We start from the raw sequence: 23,700 nt of genomic DNA, 5'->3' as shown, positions 1-23,700 counted from the left end.
CGCTAGCGTCGAGTAAGCCCCCGCGGCCCGCGCGCGTCGGCTGAGGCAAGCGGCCCCGCGGCGAGCGAGCGCACCGACCAAAGCTTCAGTGGCGAGTACTGCTCGGCGAGGAGCGCCGTACGGATTCCCCGGCCGTAAGCCTCGTTGCGCACGCTGCGATTAAGGGAGCTGATGTCGCGATCGAGCAGCGGATCGATCGCGCCAGCGGCCGCCCAGCGCATCGCAACAACCGAAAGTTCAATGTGCGAGTCGATGAGCGCGTGGCCCACGTTGTGCGCGGAGATAAACCGCAAGCGCGGGTTCGTGGGGTCGGAACCGACGTGTGCCCCGGGGATCTCCTCGGCCGCGAGCCGTGAGCGCCACAGCGGCACGATCACGTCACGCGCGCCGCCCACCACGAGAGTGGGGGTCGTGATCGAGCGCCGCGCCGTCTCCAAGTCGAAGCTCTCCCCCGTAAATGGCGGGAATTTCGCGGCGCGCCGCGCATACACGGTGAGCGGGTCGAGCGGTTTGCCGTCGCTTGCCTCGGCGAATCCCAGCTCGGTCGCGGAGATGCGGCCCGCAAGGTCGTTTTCGTACACGTATGGCGTGGTGTTGAACCATTCGCGGCCCGTGATGATTTGGTGGATCGACGCCCACGCGAGTTGCCCGCGCCCCTGAACGAGAAGATCCACGAGGTCCCGCACGGAGTTCACGCCGCCGTATTCGTGGACGGCGGCCAGTACCGCACCGGTTTCTTCGGCGGGCACGATTCGCTGCTCGACGAGCATCCGCACGGCGCGGGCGATCGATTCGGTGGCGTCGAATGTGCCACGCCAATACAAATCTCGCATAAGCTCGCGCAGGGCGCGCCCGTCGCGCACGCCCGTAAACGGTGAGTCGAGCACCATGGAAAACACGCGCTCCGGGTGACGCAGCGCGAATCGTTGCGCAATGTAGGCGCCGTACCCGGTTCCGTACAGCACCACGCGCGGCACTTGCGCGTGATCGAGCACGGCACGCACATCGTCGAGCACGTTCTCCACACTCATCACGCCAACGGGAAGGTCATTGCCCTGCGCATCCGCGCGGCTCATGCCCACGCCGCGATGCTCCATCATGATGACGTCGAGTCCCTTTTTGACCATGTCCCGCCGCAGAATCTCGTACGGGAACACGCTCGCGACGCCCGGCCCGTCGGGAAGCACCATGATCGTGGGAAGTTCCGACTGATAGCCGGCCCGCACATACCTGAGCGGGAACAGGCGCCCTTCGGAGTTCTCGAACTCCCGGTAGACGGTCATCACGTCATTGCGGGAGGCGAGAAGCTCGTTCGCGGCGGGGCGGTCGTAGAGGTCCATGCGCTCGGTTTATTTCTTTCCGACGGTTGCCCACAAGAAGGCGTGGACCAGTGCGTTCATGCGTGCCGCTTGCGCGTTGGAAGCGGCGCCGCCGTGCCCGCCTTCGATGTTTTCCCAATACTTGACGGGGGCGCCGAGCTCCTCGAGCGCGGCCGTGAATTTGCGGGCGTGGCCGGGGTGTACGCGGTCGTCGCGGGTCGAGGTGAGCACGAAGGTGGGCGGGTACTCCACGTCATCGCGCAGCAGGTGGTACGGGCTGAAAGTCTTGATGAAGTCCCAGTCGTCGGTGTCGGGGTCCCCGTACTCCGCCATCCAGCTCGCGCCCGCGAGAAGGTGCGAGTAGCGCTTCATGTCCAAAAGCGGCACCTGGATTACGACGGCGCCGAACAGCTCGGGGTACTGCGTGAGCATGTTGCCTGTGAGCAGGCCGCCGTTGGAGCCGCCGCGCACGGCGAGGTGCTTCGCATCGGTCACACCACGTTCGATGAGGTCGCGCGCCACGCTCGAGAAGTCTTCATAGACCCGGTGGCGGTTGTCTTTGAGTCCCGCTTGGTGCCATGCGGGCCCGTATTCGCCGCCACCTCGAATGTTCGCGAGCACGTACACGCCGCCGCGTTCGATCCACGCCTTACCGGTCGCGCCGAGGTAGGCCGGGGTGAGCGATATTTCGAAACCGCCGTAGCCATACAGCAGGGTGGGGCGGGGGCCGACGGTGGCCTGGGCCTTCGCGATCTCAAAGTACGGGATGCGCGTGCCGTCTGCACTGTCAACGAAATGCTGGGTAACGGTGACGTCGCTCGCGTCGAAGCGTTCGGGCGTCGTTTTGATCGTCTCGATCTCGCCCGCGCCGCTGCCCTCGCGGATTCCGTCAAGGCTCGCGAGGCAGAGGGTTGCGGGCAGATGGAAGTCGTTGCGGGTGATCCACACGTCGTTGTTCTCGTCGGAATCGACGGCGGCCACGTAGAGCGAGCCCGTGAGTTCCGGGTAGAGGTCCTCGCGCACCCACGTGCCGTCGCCGGTTCGGTAGTGAACGTCGAGTCGGTGTTTGACGTCGTCGAGGACGGTCACAACGAGGTAGTCCTTCGTCATGGTGAGGCCATCGAGCGACGTCGTGGGGGTGGGATCGAAAAGCACGTCGAAGTCACGGCTTCCCGCCATGAACGCGTCGAAGTCGCACGCGAGCAGGCTGCCCGCGGCGTACGTGCGGTCTCCCGTCGACCATTCGGTGCGGGGCCTCAAGATCGCGAGATCGCGGTGCGCACTCACGTCGATGTCGCTTGGGACATCTACCTTGAGGAGCTGAAACTCGTCGCCTTCGCGAGCCACGGCATACGTGGTCGAGGTGTAGAAGGTGTGCATGACCGTGACCCAGTCGCGTTCGAAGCCGGGAGTCTGGTCGTGGCTTGGGTAGACGAGCATGTCGCTCGGATCGCCCGCGAACACGAGCTCGGCATCAGCGAGGGCCGTGCCGCGTTTCCACACGCGCGCCTGGAGCGGGTGGCCGGAGTTGCTTCGCGTCCCCTCGCCGAAGTCGGTGCCGACCCACACGGTGTCGTCGTCGATCCACGAGACGAAGCCGCGCGCTTCGGGCCGCACGAAGCCGCCTTCGCTTTCCGGCACGAAACTGCGGGTCTCGAGGTCCCACTCGCGGGTGACGTCGGCATCACTTCCCCCGTGCGAGAGGCTCACGAGGAAGCGGCGATACGGCTCTCCCTCGGCGGGGCGCAGCGCGTGGGCGCCGTGCCACACCCAGTCCTCCCCCTCGGCGTCGTTGAGCGCATCAACGTCAATAAGGGTTTCCCATTCGGGGTTCTCGGTTCGGTAAGACTCGAGAGTTGTGCGGCGCCACACGCCGCGTTCGTGCTCGGCGTCGGTCCAGAAGTTGTAGAGGTAATCGCCACGCTTAGAAACGCTGGGAATGCGATCGCTCGCGTTGAGAATCTCGAGGATCTCCGCTTCGAGTTCAGCGGTGAGCGGATCGGCGTCGAGCTCGGCCTCGGTGCGGGCGTTGCGTTCACGCACCCACGCGAGCTGCTTCTCGCCGGTGATGTCTTCGAGCCACAGATGCGGGTCACTCATGGAGTCTCCTCTTTCCCACGGCGGTGTTGAGTTCTGGATCAAGCCTAAACGCCGCGCCTCAAATGAGAATGCGATCTGCCGGATCGTCCATGGGCTGCGTCCAGAACAGTTCCTCGAAGCGCGTGGCCTGGCGGAATGCTTCGATGGCGCGTTCGCGTTCGGCCACGCCCACGGCCTCGCACGCTTCTTCCACGATCTGCACGGCTTTGCGCGCGATTCTCGTGAAGGAGTCGTCTGCATACGCCTCGACCCACGTACCGTAAGGGTGGCCCTCGAGCGCGCCCTTACTCGCCTCGAGCACGGCCACGCCCGCTTCAGCGTAGATCCAGTAGCACGGAAGCACGGCCGCGGCGGCAACCGCGTACGTGTCGTAGGTGGCGCTTGCGAGCAGGAAGTTGCTGTAGGCAGCGGTATGGAGGCTCATGCCGAGTCCTTCAACGCGATGCGCGGCGAGCGTGTCGTTCGTGAACAGCTCTTCTTGCATCGCCTTTTCTTCGGCAACGGCGCCGACGGCTGACTGCGCCCAAAAGCGAAGCTCATCCGCGCCGGGTGCTTTGCCCGCGAGAGTCGTCATCGACTTTTGGTAGGCCACGAGGTATTGCGCGTCCTGCTGGATGTAGAACGTGAATTTTTCTGGGTCAAGCGTGCCGGCGCCGAGTTCAGTGAGAAACGGCAGGGCGTCGATGCGTGCGCGGATATCGGCGGTAGCCTCCCACATTCGGGCGGTGTGAGCGCCTGCGGGTTCGATGAGCGCCATGGTTAAACTCCCTGAACGGTAATGAGATGGTTCGTGGGGCCGTGGCCACTTTCGGGCGATTTCGAGATCTCCCACTCTTTCGCGTGGAGGATCGCGCTCTGGAGGAATTCGCGTGCACTCGCCACAACGCCGATGTCCGTTGCGTCAGCACCGCCCGCGACGCGTGCGTATTGTGCGGCGATCGCGGAAGAGAGCGTGCAGCCCGTGCCGTGAGTGTTGCGGGTGTTGATCATGTCGCCAGTGAGCACGTCCACGACATTGCCGAGCTGCACAAACACATCCACGAGTGCGGAGCCGCGAAGGTGGCCTCCCTTGACGAGCACGGATTTCGGGCCGCGGTTAATGAGCTTGAGGCCCTGCTCCTTCATTTCGGCCTCGTCGGTTGCCGGATTTTCGCCAAGCAGGAGGGCCGCTTCGGGAATATTGGGAGTGAGCACGTCGGCGAGCGGAAGCAGGCGATCATGGAGAATCGACATTGCATCCTCGCCCATGAGCATGTCGCCCGAGGTCGCGACCATGACGGGGTCGAGAACGATCTTGCCAAAATCGCTTCGGCGTTCCTCGATGACATCGGCGATCACCCCGGCGATCTCCGCGTTCGGGATCATGCCGATCTTCGTCGCGTCGACGTACACATCGTCGAGCAGGGTCGTGAGCTGATCGCGCACAAACGACGCGGGCGGCGTGAACACACCGTCAACGCCCTGCGTATTTTGCGCGGTGAGCGACGTGAGAACGGCGCAGCCATAGGTTCCAAGTGCCGTGAAGGTCTTGAGATCGGCCTGGATGCCGGCGCCACCGCTCGGGTCGCTTCCGGCAATCGTGAGGGCAATGGGTGGGCGCATGGGATTTTCCTCCTCGAAAAAGCTCGCTGTTCAGAGCGATGTGAAACTACAGTGGCTGGTTCATCACGAATTCGCGGCGAAGGAACGTCGCCGAGGTCGCTGGATCGTCAGAGGCGGCGATCGCCGAGACGACGCAAATACCGTCGCAACCCGTCGCCGCAACCTCGCCAGCATTGCGGATCGAAATCCCGCCGATCGCGACCGCCACGATACCGGCTTCATGTGCACGCGCGGTGAGAGCGGCGAGGCCCTCGAGCCCCACGGCCGGGTCGGTATCGGTCTTCGTCGCGGTGTTCCAGATCGGGCCGATCCCCACGACATCGGCGTAGCCCTCAGCGATCACGCTCTCGAGCTGTTCGGCGTTCGACACGCTCACGCCAATGATCGCCTCGGCGCCGAGGAGCCCACGCACCTGGGAGGCCGGCATGTCGCCCTGTCCCACGTGAACGTCGAGGCCAAGCTCGCGTGCCGCCTCCACACGGTCATTCGCGATGACGATGATATCGCGGCCGTGCTGCTCACCCACCTCGCGGGCAACATCGCGCACCCGGCGCGCGAGTTCGAGGTAGGCGGCGTCGTCGAGGTCCTTATCGCGCACCTGGATCACGTGGGCGCCGCCCTCGATCGCCTCGGCTACCTGGGCGGGAACCTTCTCGGCACCGCCCGCCATCGCCGAATCGGTCACGAAATAGAGCGCCCAATCGGCTTTCGCCGCGCGCTCGCGCGAAGCGGAAACACTCATGCCGACGCCTCGGTCACGCTCACGCGCGAGGCGATGTCGGCGCCGCTGAGCTCATCAAGGGCATCGATCCAGGCGACCGCGAACGAGCCGGGGCGCTCCGCGCGCTCACCTGCAAGCTGACCGGCCGCGCCGAAGTGTGCATGGGCAGTCAGCACTGCGAGGGCCTTCGCGTCGATGGGGGCGAAGGTGGCGTCGGAAAAAAGAGACTCGAGTGCGGGAGCGATGCTCGCATAACCGGCCATCGTGGCGCCGAGCGCGCAGCCCGTACCGATCACGCGCGGCATAAGGTCGTGGCCCGATTCGAGCCAGAGCGCACGCGTCTCGCCATCGCGATCCCATACGATCAGGTCGCGCTTGCCCGACACGGCGACAACCGCGCCCGTACGCTCGGCGAGGGACGCGGCTGCCGGCAAGGATTCCTCGACGGAGTCGGTCGCATCCACGCCTCGCCCACCGGCGCCGAGGCCCGCGAGCGCGGAAATTTCCGAGGCGTTACCGCGGATCGCCGTGGGAGCGAGCTCAAGCAGGCGATGTGCGAGAGCGGTGCGCACTTCCAGGGCGCCGATCGCGACCGGGTCGAGAACCCACGGCACGCCGGCCTTCACAGCCGCTTCGGCGGCGAGCGGCATCGATTCGACCTGGTGCGGTGCGACCGTTCCCGTATTGAGAAGCACGCCACTCGCAATTTGCGCGAACGTCGCGGCCTCTCCGGGATGATCGACCATCGCGGGGGCCTGGCCCGCTGCGAGCAGCACGTTCGCGGTGATGTTTTGAACGACCGTATTGGTCATGCAGTGCACGAGCGGCGTGGTCTCGCGCGCGGCGCTCACGGCTTTTTCGATTCCAGCAGAGTATGACTGTGTCACGAGTGACATCCCTTCGCAGGTAGGTTTCCAGAGCAGGTTCGACGGGTTTGATCTCAGCCCTCGCGGCCCACGATTGGGCCCGGGGCACCCCGAGTCACAGTGCTCAACCCTATCGCGACCTGGGTCGACGCCTTCTGAATGTTCCTATGGGCGCGGGGTGTGAGAATAAGGGCACACACGACAACGCTCGGCGAAAAGGAAAGGGACGCGCGTGAGCACACCCGATCACGAGGGCCCCGGCTCAGAAGGCTCCGCGGAGCCCCGGCTCCCCGATTTTTCCGCAGGCTCGGCCGGCATGGGCGGGCAGGGGTCCGACGCCTCTCGCGCTCCCGGCGAATCATCATTCGGCGCCGAATCGGGCGCTGCACTCAATGCGCAGATGCACGACGGCGATGAGGGAAGCAACTCTCGCAAGGTCGTCATCGGTGTGGTGATTGGCGGCATCGCACTCATTGCCGCACTCGGTTTGTTCGTTTCACAAGTCGCCATGCGCAGCATCGAACAAGAACCCCTCGCGGGGCACGACTCCACGGTTGGCGTCAACACCAAGGGTGACCCGAACAAAAAGGAAGAGCAGCCAACGCCGGCAGCCCCGAACGAGCCGCCACCCGAGATTTTCACCGAGGCACCCACCAGCCAGTGCCTCATGTCCACGAAACCAACGGTGTCACGCGACCAACGTGGCAGCAGGATCAAGGGCGGCGGGCTTCAATTCACGACGCCCAAGGGATGGGACGCGCCGTGGTACCAGAACGAGAACGTGCCCTACCTCTACGACACGGGCGCTTACGCGAAGCAGGTCGAGTCGTTTTGGTACAGCGTTGTGACCGTTGGCCGCGTTCAATGGCAGGACGATATCGAGGGCACATACCCCGGCACCGAGCAGATGGCGGTCACAATGTTCCAGTGCTACGCGACCCACTTTAATGTCGTTGAGCAGTTCGGCAAGAACCCCACCGTGACCAACTACAAGAGCGAGTCGCTCACGGTCGATGGCTACCCCGCATGGATCGTCCAAGCCACCTACGGCTTCGACGAGAACAGCCAGAGTATGCCACTTGAAACAACGGACGCGTCAATCGTCACGGCGATTGTCGTGGAAACCCCCAAGGGGCCGAGCGCCCTCGTTTCCGACGTTGCCGCCGATCACCCCGACCACGTGAAAGGTCTCGAGGAGGCAATCGCCTCGCTCGAGGTCACAGAGTAGGCGTCGGATCCTCGACACTCCAAAAATGATGTCGGCCCGAGCCCCTCGCGGGGCCCGGGCCGTTTCCTGTTGTGCGCGGTCAGTTGTCGCGCAGGATCGCGAGGATGCGGAGGATCTCCGTGTACATCCACACGACCGTCACGGCGAGGCCGAGCGCCGCCGTCCAGGCGAACGCCTTCGGGGCACCGTTGTCGATCCCGTTCTTGACCTGCTCAAGATCCATCACGAGGCTGTAGCTCGCGAGGGCCACGGCGACGAGGCCAATGACGATTCCGAGCATGCCCGTGCGCATATTCGTGACGTCGAGAAGAACCAGCACGAGGTTCACGAGCGTGAAGACGAAATAGGCACCGAACGCGACGAAGAAGATCTTCGTGAGCTTCGGGCTCGTGCGCAGCTTCCCCATGCGGAACAGCACAGCAATCGCGCCGGCGACGGCCAGCGTCGCGATCACGGCCTGGAACACGATGCCGGGATACACACTCTCGAAGTACACGCTGATGCCACCGAGCAGAAGACCTTCAAAGAAGGCGTAGGCAAGCGTGACGATCATGCTCGGCTGCTTCTTAAACGCATTCACAATGACGGCCACGAACGAGCCGATCGCGCCCACGATCGCAAGGATCGACGAGAGGGCGAAGCCAATCTGGCGGCCTTCTTCCGTGCCGATCACGAGAGAGGCAACGGTGGGAAGCATCATCACCACAAACGCCACGGCGATGATCACGCCGAAGGTCGCCGTGATCGCATTCATCGTGTTGCGCCACGTCATGCGGCCCGTGTCAAAGCCCGTGGCGGCCGGGCGGTTGTACATCGCCTCGAGATCAGCCTGGCTGTAGTTGTCCTGCTGATACTGGGGTGCCTGGTACTGCGGGGCCTGCTGCTGGGGTTGACCCCACTGCTGCTGGGGCTGGCCCCACTGCTGCTGGGCGCCCGGTGCCTGGTTGTACTCGGGAGCGGGAGCGTATCCGCCCGAATTGCTGAAAGCCGGGCTGTTCTTCAAAATTCCGTTGTTTCTCGCCACGGGGTGTCCTTTTCTCGAGGGCATCACTACGAGCCCACAGTCTAGTTACACCTCTTTCAACGACTTTCAGGGACGCACTATTCCTTACGGTGGTGCGATTCCAGATAGGAGTCGTCGGCCTCGAGCGCAACGCTCTCGCCGCCCGCACCCGCCGCGATCGCGAGCATCTCCCCCGTTTCCGTGCGCAGAATGCTCACGCCGAAGGTCTGATCCTCGCTCTCCTCATTGAGCGCATTGATGTCGTGCACACCGTCGCGGTCGATCCATAGGCCCGCGAACGTGACCACCATGCCGAACAGGGCGAGGCCACCGGCGAGGGAGAGCACCGAGGAAAAGCCAAGCCCAGCACTTAAAACGAAACCGCCGAACATCACGCCGAGGGAGTTGGCGACGTTGAACGCACCGTGGTGCGAGGCAGCGGCGAGGGTCACCGACTTGCCGGCGTTCGTCATGAGCCAGGCCTGCATGAGGGGGCTCGTGATCGAGCTCGTGGCGCTCACGAGGAACACGCCGATGCCGAAGCCCACGGGATTCTCGCGGAGAGCGATGAGCACGATGAACATCACGATGAAAATCGGGAGCACAATGAACAGGCTCGCGCGATACGACCAGTCAGTGAGATGGCCCGCAATCCAATTGCCGAGGGTCATCCCGGCGCCCGCGAGCGCAAGAATCACGGGAATGAGGTGCTTATCGATACCCGCCACACTCACCGTGACGTCGGCGATGTAGCCATACATCGCGAAGAAGCTCGTGAATCCCACGCATTCAATCACGATGACCATCCACATGCGTGGCTGCTTGAAAGCTGCGAGCTCATCCTTCGCGCTGCGGCCCTTCGGAGCCTCTTGCGGCGGGATCGCGAGGAACAGGAGGAGGATCGACAGGGCAAACACTCCCGCGACGATCCAGTAAGCCGTGCGCCAGCCGAGCTGCTGACCGAACGCCGTGAGCAGCGGCACGCCCACGAGGTTCGCGACCGTGAGGCCCATGAGGGCGAGCGCAATGCCTCTGCCCTGATTGCCGGGGCCCATGACATCGGCAGCGAGCAGGGCGGCCACGCCGAAAAATGCGCCATGCGGAAGGCCCGCGAGGAAACGCGCGGGCACAAGCAGGCCAAAGACCGGCATCGTTGCGGAAAGAACCGAGCCTACAAGCAGGCCTAGCGCGAGCAGCATGATGAGTTTTGGCCGCGCGATCTTCACACCAAGAAGCGACACCGTGGGGGCACCCACGACAACGCCGAACGCATAGGCACTCACCGCCCAACCGGCCTGCGCGATCGCGTGCTCGGGATTCGCCGCCATCTGCTCGGGCAGCAGCGAGCGGGCGATATCGGGCAGAATCCCCATCGACACGAACTCGCTCGAGCCGATGCCGAAGCCGCCGATCGCAATGGCGAAAAGCGCGAAGGCACGCTGGAGGGGCGTCAGGGTGTCATAGGAGGTAGGGCGCACGAGGATCCTTCTTCGGAAGTGGCGGGTGGGCCAATCCGCTGCGCGCCCTCGGGCCCGGATGTACTAGTGAGAATAGTCCCTCGGGCCGAATACCGCCGAACCAACGCGAACAATAGTGGCGCCTTCCTCGATCGCGATCTCGAGGTCGTTACTCATGCCCATCGACAACTCCTTGACAGCCTCGATGCCGAGCCCATCGCGAAGCTCCCTCAACTGTCGCAGCGAGCGACGAATCTCCACTTCGTCGTCCGTGTTGGTCCCGATCGTCATGAGGCCTTCGAGAGCAAGCGACTCGCTCTCGTCGCAGCGCTGCGCGATCTCCGTGAGCAGGCCGAGATCCGGGTCGTAGCCGCCCTTCGAATCCTCGCCCGAGGTGTTCACCTGGATGAGGACTCGCTGCACCTTCCCGTCATTCGCTGCGCGCTTCTCGATGCTCGTGAGGGCGCTCTCGCGATCGATCGAATGCACGAGATCCGCAAAGCGCGAAATGTCGCGTGCCTTGTTCGACTGGATCGTGCCGATGTAGTGGCGCATGACTCCAGCCTCGTGCAGATCCTCGAGCTCGGCGTGCTTCGCGAATTCCTGCTGGCGGTTCTCGCCCACATCCACCTTTACGCCCCGCTTCTCGAAAAGCTCCACGGCCTCGCGAATCTCTTGCGCGGTGCGCGTCTTAGTCGCAAGCAAAATGAGGAGGCCGTCCATCGACCGCCCGCCTCGCGCGAGCGCCGCCTCGATCCGAGGAAGAAGCTCGTCGATCTTTTCGCTCATCATGACCGTTCACGTCCCTTTCACCGTTGCTTAGTGCGTGGGTCATCGACCGTAATAAGCCCACGCCTCCGTCATATCACGCGAGCGCATGCACGGGGCGGGACCTGCATGCATGGCACCCCCAGTGGGACTCGAACCCACACTGAAAAGATTTTAAGTCTTCTGCCTCTGCCATTGGGCTATGGGGGCGTGCCCGAAGGGCCCCTCCATCCTAGGGGATAGGCTGAAGGCATGGCCCGCACTCTTGCCGATGCCCTGAGAGAGTTCGATGATGCACGGCTCATCGAGCTTCTGCGTGCACGCCAAGATCTCACCTCCCCGATCCCCCACGGGATCGGCCCACTTGCCGCGCGAGCCGCGCAGCCCGGGAGCGTCCACAAAGCGATCGGCAGTCTCGTTCTTCCCGAACTTCAGCTTGCCGAAGTCTTTGCCGCCTACGCGGGACCCGTTGCCCCGGAACAGCTCGCGCATGCCGTGAACGCCTCAACCGAGCAGATCGCGCCTCACGTGTACCGGCTTGCGACCCTTGCCCTCGTGTACACGGACGAAAACGGCCGAGCTCTGATCCCCGTTCGGGCACTCTCCGAAGCTCTCCCCCACCCGGCTGGCCTCGCCCCTCGCCTCTCGAGCGACCCCACACCGGACGACGCGCGTGAAATAGTCGAGAGCCTCCCCGCTGAACTTCGCGAGATCGCCGACTCTCTCGCGTTCGCCCCCGCGCGTCTCACGGGCTCTCCCGATTCCTCGCTCGCACGGCAGCTCACCAAAGCGCGCCTCGTCACCAAAGTCAACGGGCCCGAAGGCCCGCGCCTCCTCATTCCCCGCACTGTTCACCTCGCCCTTCGCAGCGGCGTCGTTCACCGCACTTTCGCGCACGCCCCAACCCCTGGCCCCGAAGCTTCGCCCGAACGATTCGAGGGCGCTCGCGACGCCCAAGCGCTCGAGGCCGCACTCGAGGCAAGCCGCATCGCCGCAACGATCGCCACGTGGCACGCCGACCCCCCGTCGGTGCTCAAGCGCGGCGGCATCCCCCTGCGAGAGGCGCGCCGCCTCGCCGCCGCCGCACACACGAGCCACGAAACGTGGACGAGCATCATTCACGCCTCGTGGGTGGGCGGGCTCATTGGCAACGACGGCGAAACGTGGCAGGTCACGCGCGAATTCGAGGAGTTTTCCGACGCCTCCCCGGCACGCCGCTGGGCCGACCTTTGCCTGGCGTATTTGCGCTCCAACTACCTCGGCTCCCTCGCCGGGACGCGCTTCGGAGACGTGAGCCTCGATGGTCTTCATGAGGGAGAGGCCCGCACGGGCGAAAGTCCGCGCGCTGCGCTCTCGGCAAGCGTCGGAAGAAAAGGGGTGAAGGTGAGGCGGCGCCACATGCTGCGCCACCTTGCGGACTATCCCGAGCGGGAGGCGAGGGCGGCGAGCCTTGCGGAGTCGCTCGCGTGGGCGTTTCCCACGGTGCAGCGCGCGGCGATCATCGAGGAGGCGTATGCGTTCACGCGCGAGACAGAGGCTTTCGGGCTGCTCGTGGATGGTGTGCCGAGCGCCCTCGCTCCCGCGGCGCTCGAGGCTCTCGCGTGCGAGGAAGTCGAAGCTCTCGAGTATCTCGAATCTGTTCTTGCCGAGCGACTGCCGGAGCCCGTTGAGCACGTGCTCCTCGATTCCGACCTCACCGTGACCGTTCCGGGGCTTCCCGGCCCGCGAGTGGCAGCGGTGCTCGAGTGGACTGACGTGACCTCGCGCGGGGCGGGAGTCGTGGCTCGCGTGACGGGTGACTCGATCGCGCGGGGGCTCAGTGCGGGCGGCTCCGCCGATGCCCTTCTCGACGAGCTCGCGGCGCTTTCACTCACGGGCGTTCCCGATGTGCTCGCCTACCTCGTGCGGGATGAGGCCCGCAAGCGTGGCCAGGTCACCGTCGGCCCCGCGACCTCGTTCATTACAGGCGAGGAAGAGCACCTGGATCGGCTCATGACCTCGAGCGAGGCGAGCCGGCTGGGCCTCAAGCGGCTCGCTCCGACCGTCGTGATCTCGAGCGGCGATCCGGGGTTCGTGATGGGCTCGGCGCGTGCGGCGGGTCTCGCGCCTCTTGCGGCGGGGGCGAGCGGCGCGGCGGCTCATGAACGCATGCTCGGTACCGTGCGTGGCGGCCCGGTGGGGCTCGAGCTTGAGTCTGATGCGCGCGAGCAGGCCCTCGACGTGGAGCCTTCCGAGGCACTCGCGCGGATTCGCGCCGCTGAGGCGGGTCGTCTCGACGAGGTGAGTGTCCCGCAGCGTTTACTCGCGGCGATCGCGGACGAGCACGAAATACAGATCGGGATCGTTGACGGCCGCGGCGGCACGCGCGTGCTGCGGGTCGAGCCGCTCGCGCTCGAGGGCGGGAGGCTGCGTGCGCGCGATAGGGAATCGGGCGAGGAGTTCACGGTGCTGATCCACCGGGTGCTCCTCCCCTAACCCGCCTTCTTCGTGAATTGCATAGGGGTTGTGGGGGTTATTCGCCGCAACGAAACCCCCACAACCCCTATGCAATTCGGAGGAAAGAGTTAGTCCTGGCGGGTCTCCGTACGGTCACCCGTCCACTCCACGTGGTACGTGCCCTCGGCATCCACGCGCCGGTAGGTGTGCGCGCCAAAGTAGTCGCGCTGCGCCTGCACGAGGGCCGCGGGGAGGCGCTCGGCCCGCACCGCGTCGTAATACGCGAGGGTCGAGGAGAAAACGGGGGCCGGGATTCCGACGGCTGCCGCAAACGCGACGATGCGACGCCACGCGGGGATGCACTTCGTAATTTCGGCAGTGAAGTACTCATCGGCAAGCAGAAGCGGGAGCTCGGGATTGCGTTCGTAAGCCTCGGTAATGCGGTTGAGGAAGCCTGCGCGGATGATGCAGCCGCCGCGCCAGATGCGCGCCATGTCGCCAAGCTTGATGTCCCACTCGTATTCCTTCGCGCCAGCCTTGATCTCGTCAAAGCCCTGCGAGTAGCTCACGAGCTTCGCGGCATACAGCGCCTGCTGGAGGTCGCTGATGAACTGCTCAGCGTCGTCGATCTGAATCGTCTGCGCTTCACCCTTGAGCACGGCGCGGCCAGCTTTGCGCTGCTCCGCACCGCCCGAGGTCGAGCGCGCGAAGGTTGCCTCGGCGATACCCGTGACGGGGATGCCGAGGTCGAGAGCCGTCTTCGACGTCCACGCGCCCGTGCCCTTCTGGCCCGCTTGGTCGAGGATGATGTCCACGAACGGCTTGCCGGTCACGTTGTCGGTGTGGGTGAGCACGGCCGCCGTGATCTCGATGAGGAAGGAGTTGAGGTTGCCCTCGTTCCATTTCTCGAAGACTTTGCCGATTTCGGGGGCGCTCATGCCGAGCGCCTTGCTCATGAGGTCGTAGGCTTCCGCGATGACCTGCATGTCGGCGTACTCGATGCCGTTGTGGACCATCTTCACGAAGTGGCCGGCGCCGTTCTCCCCCACGTGGGTGCAGCAGGGGACGCCGTCCACGTGCGCGGAGATCTTCTCGAACATGGGGCCTAGGCGGTCGTAGCTTGCCTTCGAGCCGCCGGGCATGATCGAGGGGCCGTTGAGGGCGCCCTCTTCGCCGCCGGAGACGCCCGAGCCCACGAAGTGAAGGCCGCGTGCACGAAGCTCTTGCTCGCGGCGCAGAGTGTCGGTGAACAGGGCGTTGCCGCAGTCCACGATGATGTCGCCCTCGTCCATGCGACTTGCGAGCTCTTCGATCACGGCGTCGGTGGCCTTGCCGGCCTTGACCATGATGATCGCGACGCGCGGCCGCTGGAGCGACGCGACGAATTCGTCCATCGTTTCCGCGGGCACAAACTCGCCGTCTTGGCCATGCTCAGCGAACACGCGCTCGGTCTTTTCCACGGAGCGGTTGTGGATCGCCACTTTGAATCCGTTGCGGGCGAGGTTGCGGGCGAGGTTCGAGCCCATGACCGCCATGCCGGTCACGCCGATGTCGGCAACAGAGTGGGGGGCGGGATCAAAGTTGGCCATGCTCGTGCGGCTCCTTCGGTATGTGGTGAGTGTGGCGCATGGTGGCGCTCGTTCAAGAACAGTCTAAGAGTCCGTGCTGTGTACAGCCCCGATACGCAATAATGAGGGCCAACGGTCCCGGCACCTAAGCCGAATAGAGGAGAGATCATGACCGATCCGTATGAACCGGCCCCCGGCACGTTTCGTTACTCGGCGCCTGGAGAGCAGAATGTCGAACAGCCCCAGTTCCAGGCACAGGCTCAGCAGCCGAATGCCGGATTCACCACCGGTAGCGCCTACGACGGCCCGCCTCCCGGAACCGACGTGGGCAATGACATCTCGAAGTCGTTCTCGTGGGCGTGGCAGGCGTTCACCAAGAACTGGGTCGCACTCGTTGTTCCAGGAATCATCTGGGCAGTCGTGTACGCGGGCTTGCTGGCCATTTTCTTTGTGGGCTATTTCGCGTCGATCATCGCACTCGCCAATGGCGCCAAATCGGGTAATAACGACGGCGCGGAAGCTGTGGCGGTGCTCGTTTTCGTGCTCATCGTCTTCCTCGTCATGTTCCTGATTCAACTCCCGCTGGCCGCGTGGATAAGCGGGGCCTACAGGGCGGCCGGCCTCGTAGCGAGGGGCGAGAAGCCTACGATCGGCAGTGGTCTCTTCCACTGGAAGACGTTCCTCACCTCCATTCTGTACGGAGTCATCTCGATCTTCTCGATCATCATCCCGTTCCTCGGCCAGCTCGCGTGCCTGTTCTTCTTCTCGCTCGCGCCGTATCTTTCCGCGGGACGCGATGCGGGGCCCATCACTGCATTCAAGGAAGCAGCGAATAAAGCTCTCGCGAAGCCCGCACACGTGATCCTCGCCCCGCTCGTGTCCTTCGCGGTGATGTTCGTGCTCGCGATCACGGGCATCGGGCTGATCCTGCTCCCCGCGGCATTGCCGTTTGTGGCGCTCTTTTACATGTCGATGTTGGCGCGTATCGAGGGCACACGCCCGGCCCCCGTTGTCTAGCGCCGGTAGCCCAGGCTCGGGCGCCCTCATCGTTCAGTCGGATAAGTCGATCCTCCTCGAGGTCGCTCACCCTTCGGCCGAGCAGGCGCGCGCCGCGATTGCGCCGTTCGCGGAGCTCGAAAAGTCGCCCGAGCATGTCCACACCTACCGGCTCACGAACCTCGGCCTGTGGAACGCGAAGGCGGCGGGCTTCGACGCGGAATGGGTCGTCGATGCCCTCCTCACGCATTCACGTTTTCCCGTTCCCAACGCGCTACTCGTGGACGTCGCGGACACGATGGACCGCTACGGTGTTCTAAGCCTCCAGAGTTCCCCCGCGCACGGCCTCGTGCTCCTCGCGAAGGATCCGGCGATCCTCACGGAGGTGCTTCGCTCAAAGCGCATCGCGCCGCTCGTGGGCGCGCGCATCGATGAGACCACGTCGCTCGTGCATCCGAGCGAGCGCGGCGCCCTCAAGCAGCAGCTCCTCAAGCTGGGCTGGCCGGTCGAGGATCTCGCGGGGTTTGTGGACGGTGAGAGCCACCCGATTGCGCTCACGGATTCTCCGGGCACGTGGCAGCTTCGCCCGTATCAGCGCGAGGCGGTTGAGCACTTCACGAAGGGTGGCAGCGGCGTGGTCGTGCTTCCGTGTGGATCGGGCAAGACGACCGTGGGGGCTGGCGCGATGGCGGCGCTCGAGCGCACGTGTCTCGTGCTCGTGACGAACACGGTTTCCGCCCGTCAGTGGCGCCGCGAACTTCTCGAGCGCACGTCGCTCACGGAGAGCGAGATCGGCGAGTACAGCGGCGCGAAGAAGGAGATCCGGCCGGTCACGATCGCGACGTACCAGGTGCTCACCTCAAAGCGCCGCGGGATCCATCCCCATCTCGAGCTCGTGAGCGCCCGCGACTGGGGCCTCATCATTTACGACGAGGTACACCTTCTTCCCGCTCCAGTGTTCCGCATGACCGCCGACCTCCAGGCCCGGCGACGGCTCGGCCTCACGGCGACCCTCGTGCGCGAGGATGGTCGCGAGGGCGAAGTGTTCTCGCTCATTGGCCCGAAGCGTTACGACGCGCCGTGGAAGTCGATCGAGGCTCAAGGGTGGATCGCCCCGGCCGAGATGACGGAGGTGCGCGTCACGATGTCGAGCACCGAGCGGAAGGTATACGCCTCGGCGGAGGCGAGGGATCGGCAGAGACTCGCGGCAACGAGCCCCGAGAAGGTCACCGTCGTCGAGCACCTTGTCGCACGTCATCGGGGCGAGGGGATCCTCGTGATCGGTCAGTATCTCGATCAGCTCGAGGAGATCGCGGATCGGCTCGACGCGCCGGTCGTCACGGGCGATACCTCCCTCAAGGAGCGCGAATCGCTTTTTACGCAGTTCCGTGAGGGCGAGATCGATCTGCTTGTCGTGTCGAAGGTCGCGAACTTCTCTCTCGATCTTCCTGAAGCGAGCGTGCTCATCCAGGTGAGCGGCGCTTTCGGCTCGCGTCAGGAGGAGGCGCAGCGGCTCGGCCGGATCGTGCGACCGAAGAGCGATGGGCGAACGGCGCACTTCTATACGGTGGTCACGCGCGATACGCAGGACCAGGATTTCGCGCAAAATCGGCAGCGTTTCCTCGCGGAGCAAGGGTACGGGTACCGGATCCTCGATGCGCGCGATGTGGAGCCGGGAAATATCTAGCCACCCGTTCGGCCCCAAGCGCTTAAGTGAGGGGTCCGACGCTTGCCGCGCTCCATTGCTGCGCTCGTTCTTTGCACGGCTGTCACCACCCGTTCGATTAAGGCGGGTACGCTTGGGATATGAACTCTAAGGAATACGACGGTTTCTCCGATTCTTACCGCGACAGCAAGGCTGAAGAAGTCACGCGCGCACACCCGGCCGGTTCGGGCGTGACTAATGCGAGCACCGCTTCCTCTTCGGCGCAGGCAGCGCCCGAGGCACCGAGCTTCGGTGGAGCGGGGCAGGCGTCGGACCCCAAGAGCGCCCCGAGTGCCCCCGTCACGCAAGCGAAGCCGGCCACGCCCAGCGCCGCGCCCACGAGCCAGCGCACCTCGCAGGCCCAGCAAGCGCCGAAGGCCGCTCCCTCGACTGCGCCCCGGAGTGATCAGAATGCTGCCCAGCCCGCGCCGAAGTCGCGCATGGGCGTCGTGTGGGCGTCGCTCATCGTGGGCGCGCTCCTTTTGATTCTGCTGCTCGTGTTCGTGATTCAGAACAATGTGTCCACGCAGTTCGAGTACTTCACGTGGCACTTCAACCTTCCGCTTGGCGTGGCGATGCTCCTCGCGGCGATCGCGGGCGCGCTCATCATGGCGCTCGCCGGTTCGGTGCGCATGATTCAGATGGGCTGGCAGCTTCGCAAGTTCCGCCGTGACCAGAAGTAGCTGATTCGCCACACCCGCCCGCAAGTCACAGGCAACGTTCAGCGAAACTTCACCTTCGGGTTACACCATTGACCCATGAACACGGAGCAGGAGCAGGACTACGAGGCACGCCTCCTCGTTGTCGACGATGAACCGAACATTCGCGACCTTCTCGCCACGAGCCTGCGTTTTGCGGGCTTCGAGGTGTTTGCGGCCTCCAATGGCGCGGAGGCCATCAAGCTGGCGACCGAGAACGAGCCCGATCTGATCGTTCTCGACGTCATGCTGCCCGATATCGACGGTTTCACGGTGACCCGCCGCCTTCGCGACAAGGGCCACCACTACCCGATCCTTTTCCTCACGGCACGTGATGAAACGAAGGATAAGGTCGCTGGCCTCACGGTCGGTGGCGATGATTACGTGACGAAGCCGTTCAGCCTCGAAGAGGTCGTAGCCCGCATTCGCGCGGTGCTGCGCCGCACCCACGTGGGTGTCGCCGAGCCGAGCGAAAGCGCGCTCGTGGTGGGCGATCTTCGCCTCGATGAGGATTCGCACGAGGTGACGCGCGCCGATTCGCCGATCGACCTCTCCCCCACCGAGTTCAAGCTGCTGCGTTACCTCATGCTGAACGCGGGCCGCGTGGTGTCAAAAACCCAAATCCTCGACCACGTGTGGGATTACGACTGGTCGGGCGAAGTGGGCATCGTCGAGAGCTACATTTCGTATCTTCGCCGCAAGATCGACGTGGTTGGTGAACCCATGATTCACACGAAGAGGGGCATCGGCTACGTGCTGCGCCCGGCCGATCCGCGCTGACCTTGACCGACGCCCCCAAGAAGGACCGCGCTTCGCGGGCCAATCGCCCGGTGTCCCTATGGACCCGAATTGTCGCGCTCATCGCGCTCGTTCTCGTGTCGGGAACGATCGTGACGGGCGCGCTTTCACTGTTCCTCCTCAAGCGCACCCTCATTGAAAGCGTGGACGCTGATCTCGCCGCAGCGGTCAGCCCAAGCGCGATCGCCAATCCACGCCGCAACATTTCACTCATCACCACGGGGTCACCGAGCGCGCAGTACACGCCCGTGGATTACGTGGTGGAGTGGCAGGATCAGTCCGGTGGGGTTTTGCAGCGCGTGGTGCAGGATTCCGACGGCGACCCGTCTCTCGACCTCCCTCCGCTGACGCGCGAGGAGGTTGTGTCTCTCCAGGGAAAGCCCTTCACTCTGGTCGCGGATGATCGCGAGTCGTGGCGTGTGCGCGCGGTTGCGTCGAACGATCCGGATGGCCCCTCGGTTTTCGTGGCTCTCCCGCTTCGTGGCGTGGAGAACACAATGAATGAGATGGCGCTCATCATCGTGCTCGTGGGCACGATGGTGGTGCTCGTTGGCGTGGGGCTTGGCGGCTACGTGCTCCACTATGCTCTCGAGCCTTTGCGCGATGTGGAGAAGGCCGCCAAGAACGTTGCGGCTGGCACTCTCGGCACGCGCATCCCCGTGAGCTACTCCTCGCAAGAGGTGCATTCGCTGAGCGTGGCCCTCAACGAGATGCTCATTCGCCTCGAGAAGGGTTTTCAAGCCCAGGCCGAGTCGCAGGCGGAGGCGCTCGCGAGCCAGTCGCGCATGCGTCGCTTCGTTGCGGATGCCTCGCACGAGCTTCGCACTCCCCTCGCGGCGATCCGCGGCAATGGCGAGTTGTATCGCATGGGGGCGATGCCGCGCGACGAGGATGTCGCGCAGGCGATGCGCCGCATCGAGGATGAGGCGAAACGCATGGGGTCCCTCGTTGAATCGCTTTTGAAGCTCGCGAGGCTCGATGAGCAGCGTTCTTTCGATCTCGTGCCGCTCGATGCCTCGGGGATCGTGAAGGACGTGGTGCAGGATTTGCGGGCGCTCGATCCCACGAGAGAAGTCGCGATCGTTGACCTCGCGGGTGCGGTTCTTACACCCGAGACCGTTCCCCCGCTCGGGGTGCTTGGCGACGAAGCTGCACTTCGACAGGTCATTGTGAACCTCGTGGGTAACGCGAACAGGCACACGCCGAAGGGTTCACCCGTGGAGGTCGCGCTCGGCAATGGCCGCGATGGTAAGGCCATTATTGAGGTGCGCGACCATGGTGAGGGCATTCCGGCGGACATCCGCGAGAGGGTTTTCGAGCGGTTCTTCCGCACCGACGAGTCCCGCCAACGCCAGCAAACTCAAGGCGGCGGCGCGGGGCTTGGCCTCTCGATTGCGGCCACAATCATGCAGCATCACGACGGCACGATCTCGATCCATCAAACGGACGGCGGCGGGGCAACGTTCCGCGTGGAGCTCCCGGAAGCCGAGCTCAGCTAAGCGCCCACGACGAGAAGACCGGCTGGGGCCGCCTCCCCACCTCTTCGCACCCTCCACCGAAGATCGAGTTTCCCAGCGCCACGTCAAACATCTCGTGCCACACTAAGACCATGAACAACTCACCCGAAGAGCACACTCCCGATCAAAAAGCCGCCCTCGAGCGCCTCAGCGTTGCCCAGGGGAACCTCGTCAAGTCCCGCGAAGCATACGAGAAGGCCGTCGAAGGGCTCGAAGCTATCAAGGCCTACAACGAGACCATGAAGCCCCTCATGGCCTACTACGACAACGGTTGGCAAGCCGACGTCACTGCAACGGATTCGATCTTCGAACGCCCCGAAGCGGCCGGCGAAGATGAAATCTGGGATATGCACGGCGGCCAATACGAACTCATGCGCGAACTCCTCGCGCTCTCCTCACAATTCTTCGTGCGCGTGCCCGGCGAAGATTCAGACGAGAACTAACACCCCCGTGGCGCTCCTGTCGCCGACCTGCAGGACGGCTAGGCAACGTTCTACGTCGAACTAGCCGCGGCTGCGAGCTCAACTAAGCGAGGCCCACTGTTGGTGGAGGATCCGCGGATTCTCGCCACCCCACAGGGTCACGATGCGAAAGTTCCGGCCGGCAGCTTCGAGCACGGTGTCGGTCAGGTGGAGGTGCGGGCCGACCTCTCGCGACGTCACCTCACCGCACAGCTTCACCCCTCGGGCACGCAAAGCCTCGACCCCCGTCACCCATTCCTCGATGCTCATCACACGAGCGCGGGTATCAATGAAATGAGGATCCTCGCCGAGGCGCTCACGCGGGGACGCGCTTTCACACCACAGGGAGCGCTCTAGGCTGGCAGGCGTCGGAACCGTGCGCGGGGCACCCGCGTGGACCGCACCCGTGAAACCAGGCCCCACGTTCGGCGCCGTGCCCTTCTGGTAGGCGGTCGCCGCGGCCCGGGCGCGCTCGTCAGCGGCCTCGTTCATCTCGTGGCCCGCATGGCCCTTGACCCATTCGAAGCGCACGTTGCGGCCCTGCATTTCGCGGTCAATCGCCTTCATGAGCTCGACGTTCAGCACGGGCTTGCCGTCTTTCTTTTTCCAGCCCTTCTTTTTCCAGCCGGGCATCCACTTCGTGACGGAGTTGATGACGTACTGCGAGTCGCACAGGATCACGAGGTCCTCGGCCACGTGACCGGCTTCGCGGGTTTGGCTGAGCAGTTCGCGCACGGCGGTGAGCTCGCCGATGTTATTCGTGCCGTGGGTGCTTCCGCCCGCGCTCCAGCACTCGTCGTTGATGTACCAGGCCCAGCCGGTGGGGCCAGGGTTGCCAAGTGCGGAGCCGTCTGCTGCTGCGGTGATCGTCATGGTCATATTTTTTCACAGCCCCTGAATAGCCGGGCGGGTGGGTGGAATAGCGGCGCGCTCAAAGGGCGTTTGGTGAGAGTCCGACGGTTTCGCGCACCTATCGAGCGCACTTCTGTGGAGGTTTCCTATGTCTAAGCGTCCTGACCTGGCGATTCTTGATCTCGTGGGGGTGAGCGAGGGGCAGTCGTTCGCCGACGCAATCGAGGCGTCAATGCGGGCAGCTGAGCTCGCCGACGAGCAGGGATACAAGCGGTATTGGTTCGCGGAGCATCACAACACGCTGAATCTCGCCTCGAATGCGACGTCGCTCCTCATTGATCGGGCGGCCTCGCGCACGAAGCGCATTCGCGTCGGTTCCGGCGGGGTCATGCTTCCGAATCACGCACCGCTCCAGGTGATCGAGCAGTTTGGCACGCTCACGCAGTTCCACGGCCCGAGGATTGATTTGGGCCTTGGCCGCGCACCCGGCACGGATCCGCTCACGGCGCAGCTTCTTGGGCGCACGAGCGCTGAGCCGGAGGATTTCGCGCGGGCGGTTGCCGATATGCAGGCCTGGGCAAGCGATGACACGCTCTCGCGGTACCGGATCGGCGCATACGTTGCGCAAGGCACAAACGTGCCGATGTGGGTGCTTGGCAGCTCCCTCGCGGGCGCAGGTCTTGCGGCGCAGCTCGGGTTGCCGTTCGCGGTCGCAAGCCACTTCGCGCCCTTCCAGTACAAGGAGGCGATCGCGCTTTATCGCCGCGAGTTCAATGCCGAAGCACCGACCGCGCAAGTGGAGAAGCCGCACGTGATGGTGGGTGTGAATGTGTATGTGGCTTCAACGGATCAAGAAGCTGAACGCCAGTTCTCCACCCTGCAACAGGCCTTTGCAGCGCTTGGGATAGGCAAGCGACAGTTGATTCAGCCGCCCGCCGAGATCTCGGCGCTGCTCCCCGCCCCCGTGCTTGAGCGCGTCAACGGGGCGCTTGCGGTGCGCGCGGTGGGTTCCCCGAGCACGGTTGAGGCCGAGCTTTCACGCCTCGCGGAGGAGACCCACGCTGACGAGTTCATCGTCTCGAACTACTTCCATGACCCCGCGGAGCGCTATGAGAGCCAGCGCCTGCTCGCCGAAGCATGGCTCAAGTGAGGAGCGGACTTAAGTCCCGCCTTCACCCTTTGTCACGATAACGATTTCGTTACCAACGCCGACCGGCGGCACCCACGAGGTGCTGTCGGTCGGCGTTTTCTTTCCCGGAAGTAATTTTTAGAACGGTTAACAACTGGTGACTATTTTCGACTAATCGAGGCCTTACTTCTCTTTCTTTTGTGACCTCACGAAAGTCCTTCTTCATTCTTAGCGACCAACCATTCCACTAAGAAGTAAGGCCTACGCAACACTGTGACGTGCGAGCTTCCATGACGGAGCCACCATCGGGGTCGCGAGGGTCGGGTCACTAATCCGTAACAATGTCGTAACATTTGCTATACCAACGTTTCCCCACGCGATCGCTATGCACGAATCTCCTTCCCTCCAGCCACCCCTGCTTCAACAGCACCGCTCACCGGACGTCTCTCGCGTGCCCGCACGAGGCCCAGCCCCTC

At 64.2% G+C, this 23,700-nt stretch carries 20 protein-coding genes and 1 tRNA gene; 9 read left to right on the top strand and 12 right to left on the bottom strand.

What is annotated here, in order from left to right; all coding sequences use genetic code 11:
- Window positions 1-2: 2 nt before the first annotated feature.
- Genes DAD186_RS01550 through thiM form a run of 6 tightly spaced genes read right to left on the bottom strand, consistent with a single transcriptional unit; the run spans window position 3 to window position 6,638 of the window.
- A complete protein-coding gene (locus DAD186_RS01550) occupies window positions 3-1,340 on the bottom strand; it encodes an alpha/beta fold hydrolase (RefSeq protein ID WP_065247220.1) in 1,338 nt (445 codons plus the stop codon).
- Between the two features lie 9 nt (window positions 1,341-1,349).
- On the bottom strand, window positions 1,350-3,419 hold the full coding sequence (locus DAD186_RS01545) for a prolyl oligopeptidase family serine peptidase (RefSeq protein WP_065247219.1): 2,070 nt from the start codon (window positions 3,417-3,419) through the stop codon (window positions 1,350-1,352).
- 58 nt (window positions 3,420-3,477) lie between these two features.
- Window positions 3,478-4,176, bottom strand: coding sequence for a TenA family protein (locus DAD186_RS01540; protein WP_065247218.1), 699 nt, complete (start codon window positions 4,174-4,176; stop codon window positions 3,478-3,480).
- A 2-nt stretch (window positions 4,177-4,178) separates the two neighbouring features.
- Entirely contained in the window at window positions 4,179-5,021 is an 843-nt protein-coding gene (gene thiD, locus DAD186_RS01535; RefSeq protein ID WP_065247217.1) for a bifunctional hydroxymethylpyrimidine kinase/phosphomethylpyrimidine kinase, read from the bottom strand.
- Between the two features lie 46 nt (window positions 5,022-5,067).
- Window positions 5,068-5,763 (bottom strand): thiamine phosphate synthase, encoded by a 696-nt coding sequence (gene thiE / locus DAD186_RS01530; protein WP_065247216.1) that lies wholly within the window; start codon window positions 5,761-5,763, stop codon window positions 5,068-5,070.
- On the bottom strand, window positions 5,760-6,638 hold the full coding sequence (thiM, locus tag DAD186_RS01525) for a hydroxyethylthiazole kinase (protein WP_167550748.1): 879 nt from the start codon (window positions 6,636-6,638) through the stop codon (window positions 5,760-5,762). Before thiM ends, thiE begins: the two co-directional genes overlap by 4 nt.
- Before the next feature lie 202 nt (window positions 6,639-6,840).
- Here thiM and DAD186_RS01520 point away from each other — a divergent pair, with 202 nt between their 5' ends.
- Window positions 6,841-7,836 (top strand): hypothetical protein, encoded by a 996-nt coding sequence (locus tag DAD186_RS01520; RefSeq protein WP_065247215.1) that lies wholly within the window; start codon window positions 6,841-6,843, stop codon window positions 7,834-7,836.
- A 79-nt stretch (window positions 7,837-7,915) separates the two neighbouring features.
- Here DAD186_RS01520 and DAD186_RS01515 read toward each other — a convergent pair whose 3' ends face one another.
- The 4 genes from DAD186_RS01515 to DAD186_RS01500 form a co-directional block, all read right to left on the bottom strand.
- Window positions 7,916-8,860, bottom strand: coding sequence for a Bax inhibitor-1/YccA family protein (locus DAD186_RS01515; protein ID WP_065247214.1), 945 nt, complete (start codon window positions 8,858-8,860; stop codon window positions 7,916-7,918).
- A gap of 77 nt (window positions 8,861-8,937) precedes the next feature.
- Window positions 8,938-10,317: an MFS transporter gene (locus DAD186_RS01510; RefSeq protein ID WP_065247213.1), complete on the bottom strand. Its 1,380-nt coding sequence runs from the start codon at window positions 10,315-10,317 to the stop codon at window positions 8,938-8,940.
- A gap of 63 nt (window positions 10,318-10,380) precedes the next feature.
- Window positions 10,381-11,088, bottom strand: coding sequence for a YggS family pyridoxal phosphate-dependent enzyme (locus DAD186_RS01505; protein WP_065247212.1), 708 nt, complete (start codon window positions 11,086-11,088; stop codon window positions 10,381-10,383).
- A 110-nt stretch (window positions 11,089-11,198) separates the two neighbouring features.
- Window positions 11,199-11,274, bottom strand: a tRNA-Leu gene (locus DAD186_RS01500).
- A 42-nt stretch (window positions 11,275-11,316) separates the two neighbouring features.
- Here DAD186_RS01500 and DAD186_RS01495 point away from each other — a divergent pair.
- Complete coding sequence (locus DAD186_RS01495; RefSeq protein ID WP_065247211.1) at window positions 11,317-13,539, top strand: helicase-associated domain-containing protein; 2,223 nt, start codon at window positions 11,317-11,319, stop codon at window positions 13,537-13,539.
- Window positions 13,540-13,628: 89 nt separating this feature from the next.
- Here the strand turns inward: DAD186_RS01495 and gndA are convergent, their stop codons facing one another.
- On the bottom strand, window positions 13,629-15,089 hold the full coding sequence (gene gndA, locus DAD186_RS01490; RefSeq protein WP_065247210.1) for an NADP-dependent phosphogluconate dehydrogenase: 1,461 nt from the start codon (window positions 15,087-15,089) through the stop codon (window positions 13,629-13,631).
- A 147-nt stretch (window positions 15,090-15,236) separates the two neighbouring features.
- Here gndA and DAD186_RS01485 point away from each other — a divergent pair, with 147 nt between their 5' ends.
- The 6 genes from DAD186_RS01485 to DAD186_RS01460 all read left to right on the top strand — a co-directional run bounded on the left by DAD186_RS01485 (window position 15,237) and on the right by DAD186_RS01460 (window position 21,225).
- On the top strand, window positions 15,237-16,085 hold the full coding sequence (locus DAD186_RS01485; protein ID WP_065247209.1) for a hypothetical protein: 849 nt from the start codon (window positions 15,237-15,239) through the stop codon (window positions 16,083-16,085).
- Window positions 16,078-17,751 (top strand): DNA repair helicase XPB, encoded by a 1,674-nt coding sequence (locus tag DAD186_RS01480; RefSeq protein ID WP_065247208.1) that lies wholly within the window; start codon window positions 16,078-16,080, stop codon window positions 17,749-17,751. Before DAD186_RS01485 ends, DAD186_RS01480 begins: the two co-directional genes overlap by 8 nt.
- A 119-nt stretch (window positions 17,752-17,870) precedes the next feature.
- The gene (locus DAD186_RS01475; RefSeq protein WP_082991024.1) at window positions 17,871-18,452 is read left to right on the top strand and encodes a LapA family protein; all 582 of its coding nucleotides are present in this window, start codon (window positions 17,871-17,873) and stop codon (window positions 18,450-18,452) included.
- Window positions 18,453-18,527: 75 nt separating this feature from the next.
- Window positions 18,528-19,247 carry a response regulator transcription factor gene (locus DAD186_RS01470; RefSeq protein WP_016663830.1) on the top strand — a complete coding sequence of 240 codons (720 nt, stop codon included), beginning with the start codon at window positions 18,528-18,530 and terminating at the stop codon, window positions 19,245-19,247.
- 50 nt (window positions 19,248-19,297) lie between these two features.
- On the top strand, window positions 19,298-20,764 hold the full coding sequence (locus DAD186_RS01465; protein WP_236886266.1) for a HAMP domain-containing sensor histidine kinase: 1,467 nt from the start codon (window positions 19,298-19,300) through the stop codon (window positions 20,762-20,764).
- A 110-nt stretch (window positions 20,765-20,874) separates the two neighbouring features.
- Window positions 20,875-21,225: a DUF4298 domain-containing protein gene (locus DAD186_RS01460; RefSeq protein ID WP_065247207.1), complete on the top strand. Its 351-nt coding sequence runs from the start codon at window positions 20,875-20,877 to the stop codon at window positions 21,223-21,225.
- A 78-nt stretch (window positions 21,226-21,303) separates the two neighbouring features.
- Here DAD186_RS01460 and DAD186_RS01455 read toward each other — a convergent pair whose 3' ends face one another.
- On the bottom strand, window positions 21,304-22,116 hold the full coding sequence (locus tag DAD186_RS01455; protein ID WP_065247206.1) for an RNase H family protein: 813 nt from the start codon (window positions 22,114-22,116) through the stop codon (window positions 21,304-21,306).
- 127 nt (window positions 22,117-22,243) lie between these two features.
- Here DAD186_RS01455 and DAD186_RS01450 point away from each other — a divergent pair, with 127 nt between their 5' ends.
- Window positions 22,244-23,245, top strand: coding sequence for an LLM class flavin-dependent oxidoreductase (locus DAD186_RS01450; RefSeq protein ID WP_065247205.1), 1,002 nt, complete (start codon window positions 22,244-22,246; stop codon window positions 23,243-23,245).
- Window positions 23,246-23,700 lie beyond the last annotated feature (455 nt).

The organism is Dermabacter vaginalis, assembly GCF_001678905.1.
GTDB classification, from domain to species: Bacteria; Actinomycetota; Actinomycetes; order Actinomycetales; family Dermabacteraceae; genus Dermabacter; species Dermabacter vaginalis.
Note: the sequence above shows the minus strand (reverse complement) of the source record. Positions and strands in the feature narration are given on the sequence as shown.

What these genes read in the sequence shown, in the direction of transcription:
- thiM (WP_167550748.1), bottom strand. Translation starts at nt 6,638, where the DNA reads ATGTCACTCGTGACACAGTCATACTCTGCTGGAATCGAAAAAGCCGTG.
- DAD186_RS01455 (WP_065247206.1), bottom strand. Translation starts at nt 22,116, where the DNA reads ATGACGATCACCGCAGCAGCAGACGGCTCCGCACTTGGCAACCCTGGC.
- DAD186_RS01450 (WP_065247205.1), top strand. Translation starts at nt 22,244, where the DNA reads ATGTCTAAGCGTCCTGACCTGGCGATTCTTGATCTCGTGGGGGTGAGC.
- gndA (WP_065247210.1), bottom strand. Translation starts at nt 15,089, where the DNA reads ATGGCCAACTTTGATCCCGCCCCCCACTCTGTTGCCGACATCGGCGTG.
- DAD186_RS01495 (WP_065247211.1), top strand. Translation starts at nt 11,317, where the DNA reads ATGGCCCGCACTCTTGCCGATGCCCTGAGAGAGTTCGATGATGCACGG.
- DAD186_RS01475 (WP_082991024.1), top strand. Translation starts at nt 17,871, where the DNA reads ATGAACTCTAAGGAATACGACGGTTTCTCCGATTCTTACCGCGACAGC.
- DAD186_RS01485 (WP_065247209.1), top strand. Translation starts at nt 15,237, where the DNA reads ATGACCGATCCGTATGAACCGGCCCCCGGCACGTTTCGTTACTCGGCG.
- DAD186_RS01470 (WP_016663830.1), top strand. Translation starts at nt 18,528, where the DNA reads ATGAACACGGAGCAGGAGCAGGACTACGAGGCACGCCTCCTCGTTGTC.
- thiD (WP_065247217.1), bottom strand. Translation starts at nt 5,021, where the DNA reads ATGCGCCCACCCATTGCCCTCACGATTGCCGGAAGCGACCCGAGCGGT.
- DAD186_RS01540 (WP_065247218.1), bottom strand. Translation starts at nt 4,176, where the DNA reads ATGGCGCTCATCGAACCCGCAGGCGCTCACACCGCCCGAATGTGGGAG.
- DAD186_RS01545 (WP_065247219.1), bottom strand. Translation starts at nt 3,419, where the DNA reads ATGAGTGACCCGCATCTGTGGCTCGAAGACATCACCGGCGAGAAGCAG.
- DAD186_RS01550 (WP_065247220.1), bottom strand. Translation starts at nt 1,340, where the DNA reads ATGGACCTCTACGACCGCCCCGCCGCGAACGAGCTTCTCGCCTCCCGC.
- thiE (WP_065247216.1), bottom strand. Translation starts at nt 5,763, where the DNA reads ATGAGTGTTTCCGCTTCGCGCGAGCGCGCGGCGAAAGCCGATTGGGCG.
- DAD186_RS01505 (WP_065247212.1), bottom strand. Translation starts at nt 11,088, where the DNA reads ATGATGAGCGAAAAGATCGACGAGCTTCTTCCTCGGATCGAGGCGGCG.
- DAD186_RS01460 (WP_065247207.1), top strand. Translation starts at nt 20,875, where the DNA reads ATGAACAACTCACCCGAAGAGCACACTCCCGATCAAAAAGCCGCCCTC.